The sequence below is a fragment of the Pseudomonas sp. GW821-FHT01E10 genome (genome assembly GCF_059422365.1).
The window spans coordinates 1-19,681 of sequence record NZ_JBWKWT010000006.1; the positions used below are offsets into that span (position 1 = coordinate 1).

The 19,681-nt window shown below is 57.5% G+C and carries 18 protein-coding genes and 1 pseudogene; 16 read left to right on the plus strand and 3 right to left on the minus strand.

Features of this window, described 5'->3' with window-relative positions:
* The first annotated feature begins 141 nt into the window (after positions 1–141).
* From AC07V0_RS13315 to AC07V0_RS13370, 12 genes are all read left to right on the plus strand, one after another.
* Positions 142–1,071 (plus strand): carbohydrate ABC transporter permease, encoded by a 930-nt coding sequence (locus tag AC07V0_RS13315; protein ID WP_064618053.1) that lies wholly within the window; start codon positions 142–144, stop codon positions 1,069–1,071.
* A gap of 10 nt (positions 1,072–1,081) precedes the next feature.
* Positions 1,082–1,912: a carbohydrate ABC transporter permease gene (locus AC07V0_RS13320; protein WP_064618055.1), complete on the plus strand. Its 831-nt coding sequence runs from the start codon at positions 1,082–1,084 to the stop codon at positions 1,910–1,912.
* Positions 1,913–1,944: 32 nt separating this feature from the next.
* Complete coding sequence (locus AC07V0_RS13325; protein WP_138867613.1) at positions 1,945–3,048, plus strand: ABC transporter ATP-binding protein; 1,104 nt, start codon at positions 1,945–1,947, stop codon at positions 3,046–3,048.
* A gap of 16 nt (positions 3,049–3,064) precedes the next feature.
* Entirely contained in the window at positions 3,065–4,540 is a 1,476-nt protein-coding gene (locus AC07V0_RS13330; protein WP_495019603.1) for a mannitol dehydrogenase family protein, read from the plus strand.
* Between the two features lie 126 nt (positions 4,541–4,666).
* On the plus strand, positions 4,667–6,163 hold the full coding sequence (gene xylB / locus AC07V0_RS13335) for a xylulokinase (protein ID WP_495019604.1): 1,497 nt from the start codon (positions 4,667–4,669) through the stop codon (positions 6,161–6,163).
* A 13-nt stretch (positions 6,164–6,176) separates the two neighbouring features.
* Positions 6,177–7,115: a carbohydrate kinase family protein gene (locus AC07V0_RS13340; protein WP_495019605.1), complete on the plus strand. Its 939-nt coding sequence runs from the start codon at positions 6,177–6,179 to the stop codon at positions 7,113–7,115.
* 396 nt (positions 7,116–7,511) lie between these two features.
* Positions 7,512–8,243: a hypothetical protein gene (locus tag AC07V0_RS13345; RefSeq protein WP_018926045.1), complete on the plus strand. Its 732-nt coding sequence runs from the start codon at positions 7,512–7,514 to the stop codon at positions 8,241–8,243.
* A gap of 229 nt (positions 8,244–8,472) precedes the next feature.
* The gene (locus tag AC07V0_RS13350; protein ID WP_495019606.1) at positions 8,473–10,545 is read left to right on the plus strand and encodes a type VI secretion system Vgr family protein; all 2,073 of its coding nucleotides are present in this window, start codon (positions 8,473–8,475) and stop codon (positions 10,543–10,545) included.
* The gene (locus tag AC07V0_RS13355; RefSeq protein WP_495019607.1) at positions 10,542–11,393 is read left to right on the plus strand and encodes a DUF4123 domain-containing protein; all 852 of its coding nucleotides are present in this window, start codon (positions 10,542–10,544) and stop codon (positions 11,391–11,393) included. Before AC07V0_RS13350 ends, AC07V0_RS13355 begins: the two co-directional genes overlap by 4 nt.
* Positions 11,394–11,699: 306 nt before the next feature.
* On the plus strand, positions 11,700–12,200 hold the full coding sequence (locus AC07V0_RS13360; protein WP_495019608.1) for a hypothetical protein: 501 nt from the start codon (positions 11,700–11,702) through the stop codon (positions 12,198–12,200).
* Position 12,201: 1 nt separating this feature from the next.
* Positions 12,202–12,996: a hypothetical protein gene (locus AC07V0_RS13365; protein ID WP_477743039.1), complete on the plus strand. Its 795-nt coding sequence runs from the start codon at positions 12,202–12,204 to the stop codon at positions 12,994–12,996.
* Positions 12,997–13,008: 12 nt separating this feature from the next.
* A complete protein-coding gene (locus AC07V0_RS13370; protein ID WP_477743038.1) occupies positions 13,009–15,138 on the plus strand; it encodes a lipase family protein in 2,130 nt (709 codons plus the stop codon).
* Between the two features lie 82 nt (positions 15,139–15,220).
* On the opposite strand, the gene AC07V0_RS13375 is transcribed toward AC07V0_RS13370, so the two are convergent.
* Entirely contained in the window at positions 15,221–15,517 is a 297-nt protein-coding gene (locus AC07V0_RS13375; protein WP_111453612.1) for a hypothetical protein, read from the minus strand.
* 373 nt (positions 15,518–15,890) lie between these two features.
* On the opposite strand from AC07V0_RS13375, the gene AC07V0_RS13380 reads away from it, so the two are divergent.
* The 3 genes from AC07V0_RS13380 to AC07V0_RS13390 all read left to right on the plus strand — a co-directional run bounded on the left by AC07V0_RS13380 (position 15,891) and on the right by AC07V0_RS13390 (position 17,355).
* Complete coding sequence (locus AC07V0_RS13380; RefSeq protein ID WP_495019609.1) at positions 15,891–16,424, plus strand: hypothetical protein; 534 nt, start codon at positions 15,891–15,893, stop codon at positions 16,422–16,424.
* 171 nt (positions 16,425–16,595) lie between these two features.
* Positions 16,596–16,865 (plus strand): DUF2790 domain-containing protein, encoded by a 270-nt coding sequence (locus AC07V0_RS13385; protein ID WP_018926051.1) that lies wholly within the window; start codon positions 16,596–16,598, stop codon positions 16,863–16,865.
* 91 nt (positions 16,866–16,956) lie between these two features.
* Positions 16,957–17,355 carry a hypothetical protein gene (locus tag AC07V0_RS13390; RefSeq protein WP_018926052.1) on the plus strand — a complete coding sequence of 133 codons (399 nt, stop codon included), beginning with the start codon at positions 16,957–16,959 and terminating at the stop codon, positions 17,353–17,355.
* On the opposite strand, the gene AC07V0_RS13395 is transcribed toward AC07V0_RS13390, so the two are convergent.
* Positions 17,352–17,621, minus strand: coding sequence for a DUF1652 domain-containing protein (locus AC07V0_RS13395; RefSeq protein WP_026286409.1), 270 nt, complete (start codon positions 17,619–17,621; stop codon positions 17,352–17,354). The genes AC07V0_RS13390 and AC07V0_RS13395 overlap by 4 nt on opposite strands.
* A 391-nt stretch (positions 17,622–18,012) precedes the next feature.
* Here AC07V0_RS13395 and eco point away from each other — a divergent pair, with 391 nt between their 5' ends.
* The gene (gene eco, locus AC07V0_RS13400) at positions 18,013–18,495 is read left to right on the plus strand and encodes a serine protease inhibitor ecotin (RefSeq protein WP_477743036.1); all 483 of its coding nucleotides are present in this window, start codon (positions 18,013–18,015) and stop codon (positions 18,493–18,495) included.
* 30 nt (positions 18,496–18,525) lie between these two features.
* Here eco and ilvA read toward each other — a convergent pair.
* Positions 18,526–19,521, minus strand: a pseudogene (gene ilvA, locus AC07V0_RS13405) (threonine ammonia-lyase, biosynthetic); the annotation flags it as partial.
* Between the last annotated feature and the right edge of the window lie 160 nt (positions 19,522–19,681).

The following is a 19,681-nucleotide window of genomic DNA, read 5'->3' on the forward strand; positions in this document are numbered from 1 at the left end:
GCTTGCTCCCGTTCGACTGCGCAGCAGTCGCAAAGCTTTTGGGGCCGCTTCGCGACCCAGCGGGAGCAAGCTCCCTCACCACACAAGCCTCGCCCCTACAGTTGATCTTCATTTGTCTGTTCCCAATCGGTTCTGATCGCCATGAATACTTCAACCACTGTCAAAGCTCACATGGACATCCCGCAACCAGTACGTAAAAGCCGGTTGACCAACCCCGGCTGGTTTCTGGTCAGCCCCTCGGTGGCGTTGCTGCTGCTGTGGATGATCGTGCCGTTGGGCATGACCATTTACTTTTCGATGATCCGCTACAACCTGCTCTACCCCGGCGAAAACGAATTCGTGGGGCTGGAGAACTTCAGCTACTTCCTGAGCGATTCGGGTTTCCTGCCCGGCGCCACCAATACCCTGTTGCTGGTGGGCAGTGTGTTGCTGATCAGCGTGGTGTTCGGCGTGTTGATCAGCGCGTTGCTGGAGGCCAGTGAGTTTCTCGGTCGCGGCATCGTGCGGGTGATGTTGATCTCGCCGTTCTTCATCATGCCCACCGTCGGTGCGCTGATCTGGAAGAACCTGATCTTTCACCCGGTCTCGGGGATTCTCGCCTACATCTGGAAGCTGTTCGGCGCGCAGCCGGTGGACTGGCTGGCGCACTACCCGCTGCTGTCGATCATCATCATTGTGTCCTGGCAATGGTTGCCCTTCGCGATCCTGATCCTGATGACCGCCATGCAGTCCCTCGACCAGGAACAGAAAGAAGCCGCACGCCTGGACGGTGCCGGCCCGATCGCCATCTTCTGGCACCTGACCTTGCCGCACCTGGCGCGGCCGATTGCGGTGGTGGTGATGATCGAAACCATCTTCCTGTTGTCGGTGTTCGCCGAAATCTTCACCACCACCAACGGTGGCCCCGGTTACGCCTCGACCAACCTCGCCTACCTGATCTACAACCAGGCGCTGGTGCAGTTCGACGTCGGCATGGCCTCCGCCGGTGGCTTGATCGCGGTGGTGATTGCCAACATCGCGGCCATCGTGCTGGTGCGCATGATCGGCAAAAACCTGACAGACAAAGCCTGAGGCCCGCGCCATGACTCTTCAACAATCCCGTCGTCTGCAAAGCCTGCTGCTCGGCACCCTGGCCTGGGCCATCGCGATCGTGATTTTCTTCCCGATCTTCTGGATGGTGCTGACCAGTTTCAAGACCGAAATCGACGCCTTCGCCACGCCACCGCAGTTCATCTTCACGCCGACGCTTTCGAACTACCTGCACATCAACGAGCGTAGCGATTACTTCAGCTTCGCCTGGAACTCGGTGGTGATTTCCTTTAGCGCCACGGCATTGTGCCTGCTGATCGCGGTGCCGGCCGCCTATTCCATGGCGTTCTACGAAACCCAGCGCACCAAAGGCACGTTGCTGTGGATGCTCTCCACCAAGATGCTGCCGCCAGTGGGCGTGCTGATGCCGATCTACTTGTTGGCCAAGAGCTTTGGCCTGCTGGATACGCGAATCGCGCTGATCGTGATCTACACGCTGATCAACCTGCCGATCGTGGTCTGGATGGTTTACACCTACTTCAAAGACATCCCCAAGGACATCCTCGAAGCCGCACGCCTGGACGGCGCCACCCTGTGGCAGGAAATGGTCCGGGTGCTGCTGCCGATCGCCAAGGGTGGCTTGGCTTCCACGGTGTTGCTGTCGCTGATCCTGTGCTGGAACGAGGCGTTCTGGTCGCTGAACCTGACCTCGTCCAAAGCCGCGCCACTGACCGCACTGATCGCCTCTTACTCAAGCCCCGAAGGTTTGTTCTGGGCCAAGTTGTCGGCGGTGTCGACCCTGGCTTGCGCGCCGATCCTGATCTTCGGCTGGATCAGCCAGAAACAGCTGGTCCGCGGCCTGTCGTTTGGCGCCGTGAAATAGCCCTCAAAGAATAAACATAAAGGAGCGCCATCATGGCCAACCTGAAAATCAAAAATCTGCAAAAAGGCTTCGAAGGTTTTTCCATCATCAAAGGCATCGACCTGGAAGTGAACGACAAGGAATTCGTGGTGTTCGTCGGCCCGTCGGGTTGCGGCAAGTCCACCCTGCTGCGGCTGATCGCCGGCCTTGAAGAAGTCAGCGGCGGCACCATCGAGCTCGATGGCCGCGACATCACCGAAGTCAGCCCGGCCAAACGCGACCTGGCGATGGTGTTCCAGACCTACGCCCTGTACCCGCACATGAGCGTGCGTAAAAACATGTCGTTCGCCCTCGACCTGGCCGGTGTAGCGAAAGCCGAAGTCGAGAAGAAGGTCGGCGAAGCAGCGCGCATTCTGGAACTCGGGCCGATGCTCGAACGTAAACCGAAACAGCTGTCCGGCGGTCAGCGTCAGCGCGTAGCGATCGGCCGGGCCATCGTGCGTAACCCGAAAATTTTCCTGTTCGACGAACCGCTGTCCAACCTCGACGCCGCCCTGCGGGTGCAAATGCGCCTGGAACTGTTGCGCCTGCACAAAGAACTGCAAGCCACCATGATCTACGTGACCCACGATCAGGTCGAAGCCATGACCATGGCCGACAAAGTCGTCGTGCTCAATGGCGGTAAGATCGAGCAAGTCGGTTCGCCACTGGACCTGTATCACCAGCCGGCCAACCTGTTTGTCGCAGGTTTTCTCGGCACACCGAAAATGGGCTTCCTCAAAGGCAAAGTCACCCGTATTGAAAGCCGGGGCTGCGAAGTGCTGCTGGACGCCGGCACCCGCATCACTCTGCCGCTGAGCGCGGCCAACCTGAGCGTCGGCGGCGCGGTGACCCTGGGCATTCGCCCGGAACACCTGGAGTTGGCGCAACCTGGCGACTGCACGTTGCAAGTCACCGCCGATGTCAGCGAACGTTTGGGCAGCGACACCTTCTGCCATGTGCTGACGTCGTCCGGCGAAGCGTTGACCATGCGCGTTCGCGGCGATCTGGCCAGCCGTTATGGCGAAACCCTGAGCCTGCACCTGGACGCCGAACACTGCCATTTATTCGATGCCGACGGCGTGGCGCTGACTCGTCCACTGCGCGCCGCAGCCTGATATCAGAGAACATGCGATGAAACTGAACAAGTCCAACCTCAACCGCCTCGCCCCCGAGGTGGCCCTGCCCGCCTACACCCTGAGTGACACCCGCCAGGGCATCGCGCACATTGGCGTCGGCGGTTTCCACCGCGCACATCAGGCGTACTACACCGACGCCTTGATGAACACCGGCGAAGCACTGGACTGGGCCATCTGCGGAGTTGGCCTGCGCACCGAAGACCGTCGTGCCCGAGACGATCTCAAAGAACAGGACTACCTGTTCACCTTGTTTGAACTCGGCGATACCGACGACACCGAAGTGCGAGTCATCGGCGCGATCCGCGACATGCTGCTGGCCGAAGACGGCGCCGAGGCGCTGATCGATAAACTGGCCAGCCCCGAGATCCGCATCGTCTCGCTGACCATCACCGAGGGCGGCTACTGCATCGACGACAGCAACGGCGAGTTCATGGCGCATCTGCCACAGATCCAGCACGACCTGACCAATCCGAACACGCCGAAAACCGTGTTCGGCTTCCTCTGCGCCGCGCTGGCCAAACGGCGTGCAGCCGGCACGCCCGCGTTTACACTGATGTCTTGCGATAACCTGCCGCACAACGGCGCGGTGACCCGTAAAGCCTTGCTCGCATTCGCCGCCCTGCGCGATGCCGATCTGCGCGACTGGATCGAGCGCAACGTCAGCTTCCCCAACGCCATGGTCGACCGCATCACGCCGATGACCAGCATCCAGCATCGCCTGCAATTGCACGACAAACACAGCATTGACGACGCCTGGCCAGTGGTCTGCGAACCGTTTGTGCAGTGGGTGCTGGAAGATAAATTCGTCAACGGTCGCCCGGCCTGGGAAAAAGTCGGCGTGCAGTTCACCGACGACGTCACGCCTTACGAAGAGATGAAGATCAAACTGCTCAACGGCAGTCACCTGGCCCTGACTTATCTGGGTTTTTTGAAGGGTTACCGCTTCGTTCACGAAACCATGAACGACCCGCTGTTCGTGCGCTACATGCGCGCCTACATGGACCTGGACGTGACGCCGCAACTGGCGCCGGTGCCGGGCATCGATTTGACCGAGTACAAAAACACCCTGGTGGCGCGCTTCTCCAATCAGGCGATTGCCGATCAACTGGAGCGGGTGTGTTCGGACGGCTCATCTAAGTTTCCGAAATTCACCGTGCCGACCCTCAACCGCTTGATCGCCGACGGCCGCGAGACCAAACGTGCGGCGCTGGTGGTGGCGGCCTGGGCGCTGTACCTCAAAGGCGTGGATGAGAACGGTCAGACCTATGCAATTCCGGATCCGCGGGCGGCGTTCTGTCAGGCGCTGGTGGCCGATGATGCATTGATCACCCAGCGGCTGCTGGAGGTTGAGGAGATTTTCGGCACGGCGATTCCGCGTTCGCCAGAGTTCGTCGCGGCGTTCGAGTGGTGCTGTAACAGCTTGCGGGAAGTTGGCGTGACGCAGACGCTCGAACGAGTGCTGGCCGTCTGATTATTCCCACGCTCTGCGTGGGAATGCAGCCCGGGACGCTCCGCGTCCCATCCAGAAGCGGACGCAGAGCGTCCATTGATGCATTCCCACGCAGAACGTGGGAACAATCTTCGGTAGGGTGTTTCCATGGCAAACCAACAACTATTCCTGGGCATCGACTGCGGCACCCAAGGCACCAAAGCCGTGATCCTCGACGCACACAGCGGTCAGGTCCTCGGTCAGGGCGCTGCTGTCCACAGCCTCATCAGCGGCCCCAATGGCCGTCGCGAGCAAGACACTGCCCAGTGGCTGGAAGCCTTTACCCAGGCCACCCGTCGCGCGTTGCTCGCCGCGGATGTCGATGGTCAGGCCATCCTCGGCATCGGCGTTTCCGGCCAGCAGCATGGTCTGGTGCTGCTCGACGATCACGGCCAGGTACTGCGCCCGGCCAAGCTCTGGTGCGATACCGAATCCACCCCGGAGAATGATCGTCTACTGGCTCATCTGGGCGGTGAAAAAGGCTCCCTGGAGCGCCTCGGCATCGTTATCGCGCCGGGCTACACCGTGTCCAAGCTGCTCTGGACCAAAGAACAACACCCGGAAATTTTCGCCCGCATCGCCCGTATCCTACTGCCCCATGACTACCTCAACTATTGGCTCACCGGCCGCAGTTGCAGCGAGTACGGCGATGCGTCGGGCACCGGCTATTTCAACGTACGTACGCGCCAGTGGGACTTGCAACTGCTGCGCGACATCGACCCCAGCGGGCGCCTGCAAGCCGCGCTCCCGGAGCTGATCGATGCCCACCAGCCGGTCGGTACGATCCTGCCGGGCATCGCCGAGCATCTGGGCATCAACCCCAAGGCCCTGGTCTCCAGCGGCGGTGGCGACAACATGATGGGCGCGATCGGCACCGGCAACATCAAGCCCGGCGCGATCACCATGAGCCTCGGCTCTTCGGGGACGGTCTACGCCTATGCCGAGCAAGCGCACGTCAGTCCGGACGCCTCGGTGGCGACGTTCTGTTCCTCCAGCGGCGGCTGGCTGCCGCTGATTTGCACCATGAACCTGACCAATGCCACCGGCGCGATTCGCGAGTTGTTCGAACTGGATATCGAGCAGTTCAACACCCTGGTCGAACACGCGCCGATTGGTGCTGAAGGTGTGTGCATGCTGCCGTTCCTCAATGGCGAACGCGTTCCCGCCCTGCCCCATGCCAGCGGCAGCTTGCTGGGGTTGACCATGACCAACCTGACCCGGGCCAATCTGTGCCGCGCCGTGGTGGAAGGCACCACCTTCGGTTTGCGTTACGGGCTGGACCTGCTGCGCCACAATGGCTTACAAAGCCGCAGCATCTGCCTGACCGGCGGCGGCTCCAAAAGCCCGGTGTGGCGGCAAATCGTCGCCGACATCATGAATACGCCAGTGATTTGTACCGAACAGAGCGAGGCCGCGGCGCTTGGCGCAGCGATTCAGGCGGCGTGGTGCAAGTCTTGGGCAAACGGCCACGAAGATAGCCTGGCGGACTTGTGCGAGCGCTGCGTGAAGCTCGACCTGGCCAGTGAAACCCTGCCGATTGCAGAAAATGTACAGGCCTGTCAGCAGGCCTACGAACGCTATCAACAGCATGTCGCAACCCTTTAAAGAGCGAGCAACTATGTATCTGGTGTGTGGTGAAGCGCTATTCGATTTCTTCAGCGAAGACGATGCCAGCGGCTTGGCGTCCAAAGTGAATTTCAAGGCAATTGCCGGCGGCTCGCCGTTCAACGTCGCGGTAGGTTTGCGCCGCTTGGGCGTGGATGCCGCACTGTTTGCCGGGCTGTCGACCGACTACCTTGGCCGACGGTTGCAGCAAGTGCTGCAGGATGAAGGCGTGCGCCCGGATTACCTCGTGGACTTTGCCGCGCCGACCACGCTGGCGATGGTGGCGGTCGGTGCCAATGGCTCGCCCCACTACAGCTTTCGCGGCGAAGGCTGCGCTGACCGGCAATTGAAACTGGAGCACCTGCCAGAACTGAGGCCTGAAGTGCGCGGCTTGCACATCGGCTCGTTCTCGCTGGTGGTGCAACCGGTTGCCGATACCTTGCTGGCGCTGGTGCAGCGCGAAAGTGGCAAACGCCTGATCAGCCTCGACCCGAACGTGCGCCTGAATCCCGAGCCGAACATCGAGTTGTGGCGTTCACGGATCGCCACCCTGGTGGAGCTTGCCGACCTGATCAAGGTCAGCGACGAAGATTTGAGCCTGTTGCATCCCGAGCAGGATCCCCAGCGCGTGATCGAAGGCTGGCTGGAGCATCGTTGTCAGTTGGTGTTCCTGACCCGTGGCGGTCAGGGGGCGACGGTGTTCAGCCGGGCTCATGGCACATGGTCGGTGCCGGCCTGTTCGGTGAAGATTGCCGACACCGTTGGGGCTGGCGATACCTTCCAGGCGGCGCTGATTACCTGGCTGACCGAGCAGCAGCTGGATTCGGTTGCGGGTGTGCAGCGGCTGAGCCGTGAGCAGATTGACGGGATGCTCAGGTTTGCGGTGAGTGCCGCCGCGTTGACCTGCAGCAAGACCGGGCCGGATTTGCCGTATCGGCGGCAGTTGAGCTGAAATACACGCCCCCCATACCTCTCTACTATGGCAGGTCCTGATTTCAGGGCCTGCCGGTGGACTTGAATAAAAGACAGCTTGCATATCTTTCTTCATTGAGCGCTACATCTTTTCTCCCATTATATTTTTTAGATATAGTCTTATTGCAATTTAAAAAATAAAACCCGTACAAAAGATAAGCGGTCACTGACAGCTTTATATTTTTTATACCCGAGAAAATTTATAGCGATTTATACTTGCAACTATTCCAAAAAATAATCATATGCAGCCAACTACAACCAGTTAGTTACTTGACCGCTACATGCCTTCAACTAGTATCTTTTCCACGCACGGCGCAGGTAAGGACAATTGCTGTGCGAATCCTTATACAACCACAACAGGAAAAGGAACTCCAACATGGAAAGTGTCGCTATCTCAGCTGCCCAAATTAACTGGAACGGCGGACAACGCATTACGCTCACCGCAGGTGATACAGCCACCTGTACCGCGCTTAGCCCAGGCCAGCTGTATGGGATCTTTATCTACAACTCCGCGCAAAATGACAACAACTCGACTGTCTCCGTGAACTGGAGCAACAGCCAGCCGCCCGTACCGATCACGGTACCTGGCACCACAGCCAATGCAGGCCTGGCATCGTTGGGTTTTGTCTCGGGCACCGATACTCAAACCGTTTCGGTCTCACTGTCCAGCAACGCCGGTAAATCACAGGTCGAAATCTGGCTGGGAAGTGTCAGCATGCCGACCAACACATCGGGGCTCAGCAACTATCCGCTGCCGGCCGATGGTGAGCAGCATCCGTTCAACAAGTACACCCGCTACTATGCGGTCCCTCCATCGAAATGGATGAACCTGACGATCACCAGCACCATTACACAGTTCCTCTCTTGCCAGTTCCGTGAGGCGCAAGCGACCGTGTTCGTCGTCAATGAGACGTCGAACGGCCTGCTCTCCGGCCAGGTCACCACGATCGGGCCTACTGCAAGTGAAGTTGGGGCCGTCAAGATCAGTTACTCGCAGATTCAGAGTATTTCCAATAATCTGCAAGGCGACGGTACGCAGTGGGTCTGGATGGATGCTGACAGCCAGCAAAACTCTCAGAGCGCGACCATTTCCCTGCAATCGCTTTGAATTTATTGGCTGAGTCATAAACGAAGGCCCCATCTGTGGGGCCTTCTTTTTTATATGGCGTAGCGGTCAATTGCCTCGAAAAGTGCCTGTATTCATCGTGCAAAACCTCAGCTATAGGGGAAAGCCCTACAAGCGTCAGGCCCCTGACCTAGGGCATTTTCGCCTTGAACATGGCCATTTAATACTGCACCATCCGCCCCCTGCTTTTTCAAAGGACGGAATTCAAGGCATGCTGGACGCAAACGCAATCCATATCTCCCTCACCCTCGAAGGCGTTTCCGTCGACCTTCAGGTGCTCAGCTTCATCGGCCGCGAGGCCCTCAACCAGCCGTTCTGTTTCGACATCGAACTGGTCAGCACCCGCCCCGACCTGAAACTCGAAGAGCTGCTGCACAAGCCCGGTTGTCTGACCTTCGGCGCCACCGGCCAGGGCAAAATCCATGGTCTGGTGTACCGCATCGAGCAAGGCGATTCCGGCAAGAGCCTGACCCGCTACAGCATCAGCCTGGTGCCGCAACTGGCTTACTTGCGCCACAACCACGACCAACAGATTTTCCAGCAACTCAGCGTACCGAAGATCATCGCCCAGGTCCTCGAAGCCCGCGGCATTCTGGCCGACGCCTACAGCTTCCAGCTCGGCGCGATCTACCCGGAGCGCGTGTACTGCGTGCAGTACGACGAATCCGACCTGCATTTCATCCAGCGCCTGTGCGAAGAGGAAGGCATCCATTTCCACTTCCAGCACTCGGCCAGCGGCCACAAACTGGTGTTCGGCGATGACCAGACGGTGTTCCGCAAACTGGCGCCGGTGAGCTACCAGCAGGACTCCGGCATGGCCGCCGAGAAGACGGTGATCAAGCGCTTCAACCTGCGCCTGGAAACCCGCACCACCCGCGTCAGCCGCCGCGACTACGACTTCGAAAAACCCCGGCTGCTGCCGGAAAGCGCAGCCAAAAGCGCGTTCGCCCCTGACCTCGAAGACTACGACTACCCTGGCCGTTTCACCGACCGCGCGCGTGGCAAGCAACTGGCGACCCGCGCCCTGGAACGTCATCGCAGCGACTACCAACTGGCCGAAGGTAAAGGTGACGAGCCGACCCTGGTCAGCGGCCACTTCCTGGCCCTCAGCGAACACCCGCGCGCCGAATGGAACGACCTGTGGCTGCTGCTGGAAATCGTCCACGAGGGCAAACAGCCGCAAGTGCTCGGCGAGAACACCACCAGCGACGTCACCGACAACAAGGACGACTTCCACCAGGGCTACCGCAACCGCTTCCTCGCCACCCCGTGGGACGCCCATTACCGCCCAGCCCTGGAACACCCGAAACCGCAAGTGCTGGGCAGCCAGACCGCCATCGTCACCGGCCCGCCGGGGGAAGAAATCCACTGCGATGAATACGGCAGGGTCAAGGTGCAATTCCACTGGGACCGCGACGGCCAGGCCGACGACAAAACCAGCTGCTGGCTGCGCGTCGCCAGCGGCTGGGCCGGCAATGCCTACGGCGGCATCGCCATCCCGCGAGTCGGCATGGAAGTGCTCGTCACCTTCCTCGAGGGCGACCCCGACCAACCGCTGATCACCGGCTGCCTGTACCACAAGGAAAACGTCGTCCCCTACGACCTGCCGGCGAACAAGACCCGCAGCACCTTCAAAACCCTCAGCTCGCCGGGCGGCAAGGGCTACAACGAGTTTCGCATCGAAGACAAGAAAGGCGCGGAACAGATCTACCTGCACGCACAGCGCGACTGGGATGAAAACATCGAACACGACCAGAAGATCCGCGTCGGCAATGAACGGCATGACACGGTCGAAGCCAACGTGTTCAGCGAGTTCAAGGTGGAAGAGCATCGCCTCACCCATCTGGATCGCAAGACTGAAGCGCGGGCGGATGATCACCTGACCGTGGGCGTGACCCAGCATGTGAAGGTGGGCACCGCGCAGTTTGTCGAGGCCGGTCAGGAGATTCATTACAACGCTGGCGAGAAGGTAGTGGTTGAGGGTGGCATGGAGCTCACGGCCAAGGCTGGCGGGAGTTTTGTGAAGATTGATGCGGGGGGTGTGACGATCAGTGGGGCTGAGGTGAAGGTGAATTCCGGTGGCGCTCCCGGCGCGGGCACGGGGATTCAGATTCTCGACCCCGTCATCCCCTGGGCCGCCGCCAAAGACAAGGCCGGTGCCCTGCTCGTCCCGGCCGCCGTGCAAATGGCCATGGCCAAAGCCGCCCGAGCTGCCGGCGACATCCGCTGCCCGATTTGCGAAGCCTGCCGTGAAGGCAAATGTGATTTGGGGGCAACAGCATGAGCGACGCACTGAACAACTGGCTTGGCGAACAAGCAAAACTCAATCGCGTCCTGATCCTGGCCCTCGACAGCCTCGCCGAACCGAACCCCGTCACCTCGCTCTACAGCGCAGGCCTGATGCAGCGCTCGGTGCAACTCTATCGACGCACCCAATACGCCGAGTTCGCCGCCATCAGCCCGTGGCTGACCGAACTGCACAACCCCGGCGCCGATGCCTTTCGCCAACTGCTGGACGACCCACAGCGCAACTGGGGCTGGATCGGCAGCATGGACAAGGCCGACCTCGACGGCTTGACCCAACACTGGCAAGCGCGAATGGTGATTGAGGAAGACGGCGAACGCTCGTTGTTCCGTTTTCAGGACAACCGCGTGATTGCTCGCTGCCTCGCCAACCTGAGCGAGGCCGAACGCCCCTTGCTGCTGGGCCCGATCAGCAGCGTGCTGTATTGGGACAAGGAGCAGTGGAAAAGCGCGGATAACGCCAGGCCCGGCACGTACCCGGTGCCAAACCCCGCGCCGTGGATGCGAATTCCAAACTCGCCGGAACGTACGCGCAGTATCTTGCGCGAAAACCTTAAGCGCTGGTTGCTGGTGTACCACATCGAGGCCGCCGCCAAACTCTCCGAAACCCGCAATGTCCGCGAATGGCTGGAAGAACAGATGGACCTGCTTGAGGCCTGGCAATGGAACACGCCGGAACAGCGCGAGTTCATGCTCAGCCTGAGGCTTGATCCCAAGTGCGCGGACGATGTGGCCTGGCAGCCGCTGCCGGATGAGACGCCAGAGCAACATTTTGCGCGGTGTCAGCGGGTGTTTGATGCGCAGCTGGGTCAGTCAGAGCGTGGGTGAGGTGGAGGTGTCTGACGCAACCTTTTCGGGACGTTTGCTTTGGTTGTTCGCTGTTGCGGGTGTCATGGCGGTTTCTGGTTGTTCGGTTAGATCTGCTGACAGTTTTACGCTGGTGACGGAATTGCCGCCGGGGTTCAAATTTAAAGGTGAAGCCTCCTACGTTCCTCGCACGGGGGAAAGCTGTACAGTCCCGGTTCGGGAAGGAAGAAACTATCCAGGAAAAAAAAATTTTAAACAAGAGCTTAGTAACGAAGCGCAAACAGCATACTTTGAAGTCCCACTGTACAGTAACGAAGGTGGCTGCCCTTGGTACTTTATAACTTCGGATATCAGGTTGACGCGAAGTACGGTGCTGATCGGCTCGATTTAGGCAGGGCGTTCACGGGGATTTCCTTTCGGGATGGATCTGCAGAAGCCCCAAGCCCTCCCCCTGTCTTGGTATTACAAAAGAGGTGCGAATGGTTGTTTCGCACTGCAGGGCCTGATCGTTACATTGTTAAGATTCTGAAATGTAAATCTGTGGAATCGCTGGATCAGGCAAGTGACTCAGATGTAAAAGGTCCTATGCAACGTGCTCAGTTTGCGAGAAAAACGATAAAAGTCGTCTTTTCAATTGCGAAGGAAGAAACCCCATATATGGGAGATACATGGGTTAAATTCCCCGAAGGCTGGAAGCGGTGCATGGGGAAAAACCTTGCAGACGCTTATGCGTTTTGTCGCGGTAACACTACCGACTTCAAGCCCTTTAAAATGCCGGATGGGCGTGATTGCACCATCTACCCAAACTGCACTGAACAAGGACAATAAAATGTTTTCTCGAGACTTTTTCACTGGGCTTGTTCGAGCTGCGGCCATCGGCTTGGGGACGCTCGGGGCTACAGGATGTTCAGTCGCACAACAGGATAGCTTCACGCTGGTAACCGAATTGCCACCTGGTTTCAGCATTAAAGGCGAAGCATCCTATGTACCTCGTACGGGAGAGAGTTGCACAGTGCCTCCCCGAAAAGGCAGAAATTATCCAGGCTTAAAGTTCTTTGAACAGGAGCTAAGTAACAGTGCACAAACGGCGCATTTCGAAGTCCCACTGAGCAGCAAGGAAGGTGGTTGCCCTTTGGTACTGGATAGTTTTGACTATGAGGTAGACGCAAAGTATGGAGCTGCCCGCCTCGATCTAGGCAGGGATCATACGGGTATTGCCTTCCAGGATGGAACCGTAGACAGTCATACCTCTCCCTCCCCCATGGTATTACAGAAGCAGTGCGAATGGTTTTTTCGCACGGTTGGGCCTGACCGTTTCATCGTTAAAATTCTGAAGTGTAAATCGGTGGCAACTCCCGAACAGGCAAACGGTTCAGTGGCAAAAGGTCCCTTGCAACGTGCTCAGTTGGCTGGAAAGACGCTAAAAGTAGTTTTCGCTATTTCAAGCGAGGAGAAACCGGCCGTAGGTGATAACTGGGTGAAGTTTCCAGCTGGCTGGAAACGCTGCATGGGTGACAGTCTTGAAGATCCCTACGCATTCTGCGGAGACAATAAAACAAACTTTAAATCTTTCAAAATGCCAGATGGGCGCGACTGCACCGTCTATCCGGCTTGTACCGAATAAGGAAATTCACACATGCCGACAAAAAAACCAGTGCAACCACTACTGACTGACACTAAACAAGCCTGCCCACTCAGGGGCACTTGGGTTAGTTTTCAACTGGTGGATGAGTCAGGGAATGGTAAACCTTATGCGGGTTTAGCTTACAAACTTGTGGACAGTACCGAACAATCTCATGAAGGAATTTTAGATTCTGAAGGCTCTGCCAAAGTTTGTGACACTTACGAAGGGCCCGTAGTCCTCACCGTTGATAGTGCCTATAAAGGAGACGAAAAGGACTATAAATGGTTAATGACACGACTAAGCTATCCGCTAAAAATTACCGAATTACAGGTGCGGGCCGAAAAAACCCGCTTCCTGCGCAAGGACGGTCTGCGAGTTGAAAACAACCCTGCAAAAGCAAAAGCAGACCAGTTCTTTCATGTCGAAGTGAGAGATCTGGTTGAGAAATCCGCTCATCTTCCTCCCCTTTCAAAAAGCGCGCATCCGCCAAACTACAACCTCCTTAACGTAATGGGTGACCTCGGATTTGGTCCGGAGAAACCAGAATTACGGGGCGTTGTTCTTCTTCCAGACAAACACACTGTTCTTGAAGTGCGTCCGCTACGGGCTTTCCGCCCCATGCTATCGAAAGACAAAACGTTCAGCGCCTTGAACTTGTATCAACTGTCTTTACTTGCCAGCTTGAGTTACAGCAACTTTGGTCAAGAACCAGCCGAAAAGCCTTTCGACACTGTATCGTTCCCATTGGAACCGAGCGTCGGATACATGTTTGGCAACAGCCTTGCCAGCTTCAGAGAAACTTGGAAAGTCAATAAAGACCAAACAACTGCTTATTATCCGCTTTATGAAGATGTACCTTATTCGAAGCGTTTCGAGATCCTGCCATTCGACTCGACACTGTATGACCAAAACAAAGCTGATTTAGGCGATAAACAAGAGCACCCCGCCAAACTACACTTCTTCGATGATGGCAAAGTCAAGGGCGGCAGTGATACCCAAGCGTTCATCACTCACCACGACGAAGTCATACTGATCGCCGTCCGAGGAACCTTGGAAAGTGCGGATTTCTTGCGAGACACCGATGCAGAGCAAGTCCCATTCGAGGACGGCGTTGGTAAAGCACACCAAGGCTTTTACGAAGCCTATCAGGCAATGAGTAAGTTTGTTCTGACCTACCTCGATCAATTCTACGTAGATCAGAAGGTCATTATTTGTGGTCACAGCCTTGGTGGAGCCATTGCAACTTTGCTCGCAGAAGCGCTGAGACGTAAGAGTAAAAAATACGACGTCCTTCTCTACACCTACGGCTCCCCAAGAGCCGGCGACGCTGACTTCGTCAACGGCGCGGCAGAGTTGGCCCATCACCGCATGGTTAACAACAACGACCCGATCCCAAGTGTTCCCGCGCCCTGGATGAACACTCGCAAAAGTATCTGGGTGCCCGGCGTAATCATCAGTTTTGTCACCGCCCCTTTAGGCGCACTTATTTTCGCCATAGGCCTGTCGCGAACCGGCGGTTCGCCATATGAGCACCATGGTAATTTGCACCACTTCATGCCCGTCCACTTTAAAGGACGTGAGCAATCCGCCGTTCTCTGGGATCCAGGTTGCGACTCCATCGAAGAGGCCGCCTGCACCAAGGCATTGAAAAAGTTCGATGACTTGCCCGACCGTGCCGCTTTTGTGAAGCAACTGTTCCACATGAGCGATCACTTCATGGTGCCCTCCTACATTCCGTACGCCTGGGCAACATTGCGCCGCTGGCAGCAAACCCAGGAAAGCGGAACCACGGTGGTGACCAAGACTGAGTACGATCAGGTCTACTACCAACTGCAAGAAATGCAGGACCGTTTGAAGACGAAGGAAGCTGAACTGAACAACTCCTTCCAATACGATCGTCAGGCAAACCAGCGAGAAGCGAGTCTACTGAGAGCGGAAATAGGTCGGTTGAATACCGCCCGGCAACGGCTGCACGCCTTGAGCTTCCTTAAACTGACGCCCGAAGACATTTACGGCTCTGCCACTCAGGCGCCGGAACATAAAAACAACGTCGATCGCTGGATGGCGAAAAAAGAAAACACTGTTGAGGTCCAGCTCGCGATGATTCCTCAGGCAAGCAGCAGTGAACTGAGGACGGCTTAGTTTTCAGAAGGGCAATGACTCGGTGTATCCCGCAAACAAGCCAGCGACCATAAGGGGCTGGCTTGTTTGTCATGCTGTGGCGTCAGACCGGCGCTTTCCACCCCATCATCCGCTGCTGCGCAACCTGCAGCAGGTCGTAACCATCCTGAGTCAGTAAATAAAGCGCATGGGTAATGTGCGGGATGTCCTGAACATCACCGTGCTTGAAGCATAGGCAGTGGAGTGTTTCAAGTAGCTGGCTGGAGGCTCGGATGCGCTGTAGGGCAGATTCGAGGATGTCTTGGGGATTGGCTTCAGTGTCGATCACCAAGGGATTTGAGTCGGTAAGGCCACTTTTAATTGAACGGTAGCGCTCGGGGAATGGGTTTATCGTTGGCATAGTAATTACTCGGCATTAATTTAGTAATCGCCAGCACCGTGACCAAACGATGGGTGGCGGCTGTGCACAGGCTTGGTCAACCGATAACGCCAAATCGGCTCGCCCGAAGGCGTCCCGCACACAGCCGCCATTACAACGCAATACGAGACGTAGAAGTCCGCAGTGCGAATGAGGGCACAAATATGTGCGACGTTAACAGGTGACCAAACCTGTTCGCTGATTTTGCAGCGACGCCAAACAGTAAACGCTGGCAGCCGGCCGGCGAAAGACGACAACACGCCCGAGCCTGTAGGAACGGGACGAAGCTTTCTTAGGATTTATCACGACTCAAGGGCAGTAACGTAGGACCCGACAACCGAAGGGATTTCCCCGAATGCAAACACCATGGAAGTACATCATCGCGGCACTGCTAGCCGCCCCGGCCTACGCGCAACCACTCCAGACAATCCTCACCTGCCCTTTGGCCGATAGAACTCAGGTGTCCTTGCTGGCGGAAACGAATGCGCAAGGCCAGCGCCTGTTTGTGAAACTCGACAGCAAAATCCAACCGGCCTTTACCGACATCCCGGATTTCGACTTTTTCGGCGAAGTCTTCCTGGCAAAGTGTGTTTCTTCCAGCCTGATATTCGCCTTCGCATACGGCTCGCCGTATCTAAAAGGCGTCGTTTTACGCAAGAACCCTGTCACTCACACCGTCGAGCGAATCGATTTTGCCGAGAAGGCGCTACCACGTTGGCTGTACCTCGGACGAGAGCAGATCCGACTGGTCATTCCTAATATCGGGTATGAAGTGTCGGCGAAGTTTCTGGTCTATGACTATGTTGCTGGAAGGGGGCAGTTGGAAGGACCCGCTGGTATAGAGACGCCTCCAGATCGACGTGGATTCAAGGTTGTGCGCCTCGAATAGATAACCATACAACCGGCTCGCAACAACCATTAGCCCGCTACTTAACCTTCGATTAATCCTGCGGTCCAAAACTTTACTGGACCGCACTCCCTCAGCACCCTCTGACGCCCAGTGCGGCAGGTTCGACGCTCTTGCATCGAACTGGCTTCCCCTCTGCACTGGAGACCCATCATGAACATGCGAACACTGCTGATGACCACCGCCCTCGCCTGCACCGCTTTCGCCGGTTTCGCTCAGGCCAACGACACGTCGTCCTCTCAGGCCGTGCCTTATCACTACGGCATGCCGCTGAATGTGGGCAAGGTCATTTCCATGACCGAACCGTCGACGCTGGACTGCGAAGTGGTCACGGCGGACATGAAGTACATCGATAGCACCTCGGGCAAGCCTGCGGAAATTACCTATCGAAAACTTTCTGACGCGTGCAGTTATCAGAGCTGACAGACGATTCTGATTCGGCACTTGGCGGTAGGCCTGCGGGGATTCTGAGGCTATGCTTCGGCGTCCCCCTCTACTGCCGAAAGGATTCGCCATGCCGTTCTCGTTTCGCACGCTTTCAACGTTCACCGCCGCGCTTTGCTTTCTGCTGGCGCTGGTGTGGGGTTTGATGCCGCAATGGTTGCTGGCGATCTGGAGTATCGAGTATTCGCCCGCAGCGGGGTTTGTGGCCAGGCGCAGTGCGGTGCTGTTCGGTGCGCTTGGGGTGATGTTTTATCTCGTGCGGCAGGCACCGCCCTCGGCGGCGAGAAGTGCGATATGCAGCGGCTTTATGGTTGGCTGTTTCGGCTTGGCAGCGCTGGGCTTCGGCGAATGGCTCAATGGTCATGCCGGGCCGGGTATCTTACTGGCGATCCTGGTGGAATTGGCACTGGGTCTGGGGTTTATCCAGACCCGGCGCGTGTCGCTCGAATTGGGTGAAACAGTCGGCTAATGAGCTTTCGACTTAGTGCTGGGCAAATGGCTATGGGTCTTGTGCTCAAGGTCGGTGCGTAACTCGGCGATCAGATGATTAATCTCCCGACATCCGTTGAGGCGATGGGCGTCTATGCCGGTGACGCACAGGTCGAGATGGTCAGTCTCGTTGTCCGAATACACCTTGACGGTCATCGACAGATCCGGAGATAGCGTGCATTGGCAGCGTTTCGGAAGAAAACTGCTTTCAACGATATTGCGTAGTTCCAAGGCAGAAAGAAACATGGCCACCCTCTCGGTATTGTGAGATTGCCAATCGAAAATCAATTGTCGGTCGGAGCTCAGATCACCCGTTCTTTTCTTCCTTGCGGGTTTCATCGTTCCAACGTCCGACCGTTTTTTTTGTTTCAGCGCTGACTCAACGGGACCGTGGTCAGCTCAAGACAGCTTCAGCATAAAACATGCCCGGAATTTCGCCCTGCGGCTCGTCGGCCAATCAAGGGTTTAACAAAGAAGGCAATACATCACGTCATGCAAAATGCAAGAAAGGACTGTTTTCGACACCTGCATTTTGCAACCCATCTCTGATGGCGGGTTTGCATTGACCGAGGACGGCAGTGAGAATGCGGCCATCTGTTCAGTATCCGCTGACCCCACGCACACGCAAGGAGGCATTATGGGTGCTTTGCCCTTTAATACGACCGTCGGGCTGATAGTTACCGTTCTGTCGTCCGTTGCCCAGGCCGCGACACTCGAAGACGTCGCGCCGTATCCCAAACCAGAGAGCGGCTTTACCCGCCAGGTCATTCATCTCGCCCCGCAAAAACAGGAAGACGCCTACCAGGTCGAAATTCTGGCCGGCAAGACCCTGACCGTCGACTGCAACCGTCAGCGTCTAGGCGGCATGCTTGAGGAAAAGAACCTCGAAGGCTGGGGCTACCCGTTTTACCGGCTGGAAAAAGTCACCGGCCCGATGAGCACCCTGATGGCCTGTCCTGACGGCAAGCACAAACAGGACTTCGTGCCGGTGGTCGGTGACGGTTTCAAGCTGCGCTACAACAGCAAACTGCCGATCGTGCTCTACGTGCCCAGTGATATCGAAGTGCGCTACCGGATCTGGTCGGCGTCGAGCCGCGTCGAGAACGCCGTTCAGGAATAACTGGTCCATCCCTCACGCCGGGGCGCCGCTCAATGCGGCGCGCTCGGCCACATGACGCAAGCTGTCGAAGTTGATATTCGCACCGGAGTCGATGGCCACCAGGGTCTGCCCTCGGGTGCCGGTTTTCGCCACGTACTGCTTGATGCCCGCCACGGCCAGGGCGCCGGAAGGTTCGGTGATCGAGCGGGTATCGTCGTAAATATTCTTGATCGCGGCGCAGAGTTCGTCGTTGCTGACGGTCAGCACTTCATCGACGCAAAACCGGCAGACCTCGAAACCATGCGCGCCGATCTGAGCGACGGCCACACCATCGGCGAAGGTGCCAACGGTCGGCAGCACAACCCGTTCGCCGGCCTGTAAGGCCGCCTGCAAACAGGCGGAATGTTCCGATTCGACACCGATGATCCGCACTTCCGGGCGCAGGTATTTGACGTACGCGGCGATACCGGCGATCAAGCCACCGCCGCCCACCGGCACAAAGATCACATCCAGCGGCCCTTGGTGCTGACGAAGGATCTCCATGCCGACGGTGCCCTGCCCGGCGATCACGTCCGGGTCGTCGAAGGGCGAGACAAAGGTGCGGCCGGTTTGCTGTGCCAGATCCAGCGCATAGGCCAGGGCAAACGGAAAACTTTCGCCGTGCAGCACCGCATCGGCGCCCCGGCTGCGCACACCCAGCACCTTTAATTCCGGCGTTGTGCAGGGCATGACGATAGTGGCGGCAATCCCCAACTCGCGAGCCGCCAACGCTACGCCTTGGGCATGATTGCCTGCCGATGCGGTGATCACGCCCCGAGCCTTCTGTTCATCGCTCAGGTTCACCAGCTTGTTGTAAGCACCACGGATCTTGAAGGAAAAAGTCGGTTGCAAGTCTTCGCGCTTGAGCAGGATCTGATTACCCAACGCCTCGGACAAGGCCGGTGCCGCTTGCAGCGGCGTGCGCACGGCGAGTTCGTAGACCGGCGCGGCGAGGATCTTTTTCACGTAATGCTCAAGCAAACTCTGCTGGGCGGGGGTGCTGTTCATGGTCGTCTCCTGACGTTGATCGGAGCCCAAGAGACAGAAACTAAAAACCCGCCTCTAGGGCGGGTTGGGTGCTGCAGTCGTGAGCTAGCCCGCCAAATAAGGAATGGCGGTAATAATGCTTGGCTGGCAGCGCAATACGGTGGAAGTCATGGCTGGAAAT

Bases quoted from the DNA above. Each gene is read 5' to 3' on its own strand.
- AC07V0_RS13320 (WP_064618055.1), top strand. From the start codon at position 1,082: ATGACTCTTCAACAATCCCGTCGTCTGCAAAGCCTGCTGCTCGGCACC.
- xylB (WP_495019604.1), top strand. From the start codon at position 4,667: ATGGCAAACCAACAACTATTCCTGGGCATCGACTGCGGCACCCAAGGC.
- AC07V0_RS13315 (WP_064618053.1), top strand. From the start codon at position 142: ATGAATACTTCAACCACTGTCAAAGCTCACATGGACATCCCGCAACCA.
- AC07V0_RS13345 (WP_018926045.1), top strand. From the start codon at position 7,512: ATGGAAAGTGTCGCTATCTCAGCTGCCCAAATTAACTGGAACGGCGGA.
- AC07V0_RS13350 (WP_495019606.1), top strand. From the start codon at position 8,473: ATGCTGGACGCAAACGCAATCCATATCTCCCTCACCCTCGAAGGCGTT.
- AC07V0_RS13365 (WP_477743039.1), top strand. From the start codon at position 12,202: ATGTTTTCTCGAGACTTTTTCACTGGGCTTGTTCGAGCTGCGGCCATC.
- AC07V0_RS13330 (WP_495019603.1), top strand. From the start codon at position 3,065: ATGAAACTGAACAAGTCCAACCTCAACCGCCTCGCCCCCGAGGTGGCC.
- eco (WP_477743036.1), top strand. From the start codon at position 18,013: ATGGGTGCTTTGCCCTTTAATACGACCGTCGGGCTGATAGTTACCGTT.
- AC07V0_RS13375 (WP_111453612.1), bottom strand. From the start codon at position 15,517: ATGCCAACGATAAACCCATTCCCCGAGCGCTACCGTTCAATTAAAAGT.
- AC07V0_RS13390 (WP_018926052.1), top strand. From the start codon at position 16,957: ATGCCGTTCTCGTTTCGCACGCTTTCAACGTTCACCGCCGCGCTTTGC.
- AC07V0_RS13370 (WP_477743038.1), top strand. From the start codon at position 13,009: ATGCCGACAAAAAAACCAGTGCAACCACTACTGACTGACACTAAACAA.
- AC07V0_RS13325 (WP_138867613.1), top strand. From the start codon at position 1,945: ATGGCCAACCTGAAAATCAAAAATCTGCAAAAAGGCTTCGAAGGTTTT.
- AC07V0_RS13355 (WP_495019607.1), top strand. From the start codon at position 10,542: ATGAGCGACGCACTGAACAACTGGCTTGGCGAACAAGCAAAACTCAAT.
- AC07V0_RS13395 (WP_026286409.1), bottom strand. From the start codon at position 17,621: ATGTTTCTTTCTGCCTTGGAACTACGCAATATCGTTGAAAGCAGTTTT.
- AC07V0_RS13380 (WP_495019609.1), top strand. From the start codon at position 15,891: ATGCAAACACCATGGAAGTACATCATCGCGGCACTGCTAGCCGCCCCG.
- AC07V0_RS13340 (WP_495019605.1), top strand. From the start codon at position 6,177: ATGTATCTGGTGTGTGGTGAAGCGCTATTCGATTTCTTCAGCGAAGAC.
- AC07V0_RS13385 (WP_018926051.1), top strand. From the start codon at position 16,596: ATGAACATGCGAACACTGCTGATGACCACCGCCCTCGCCTGCACCGCT.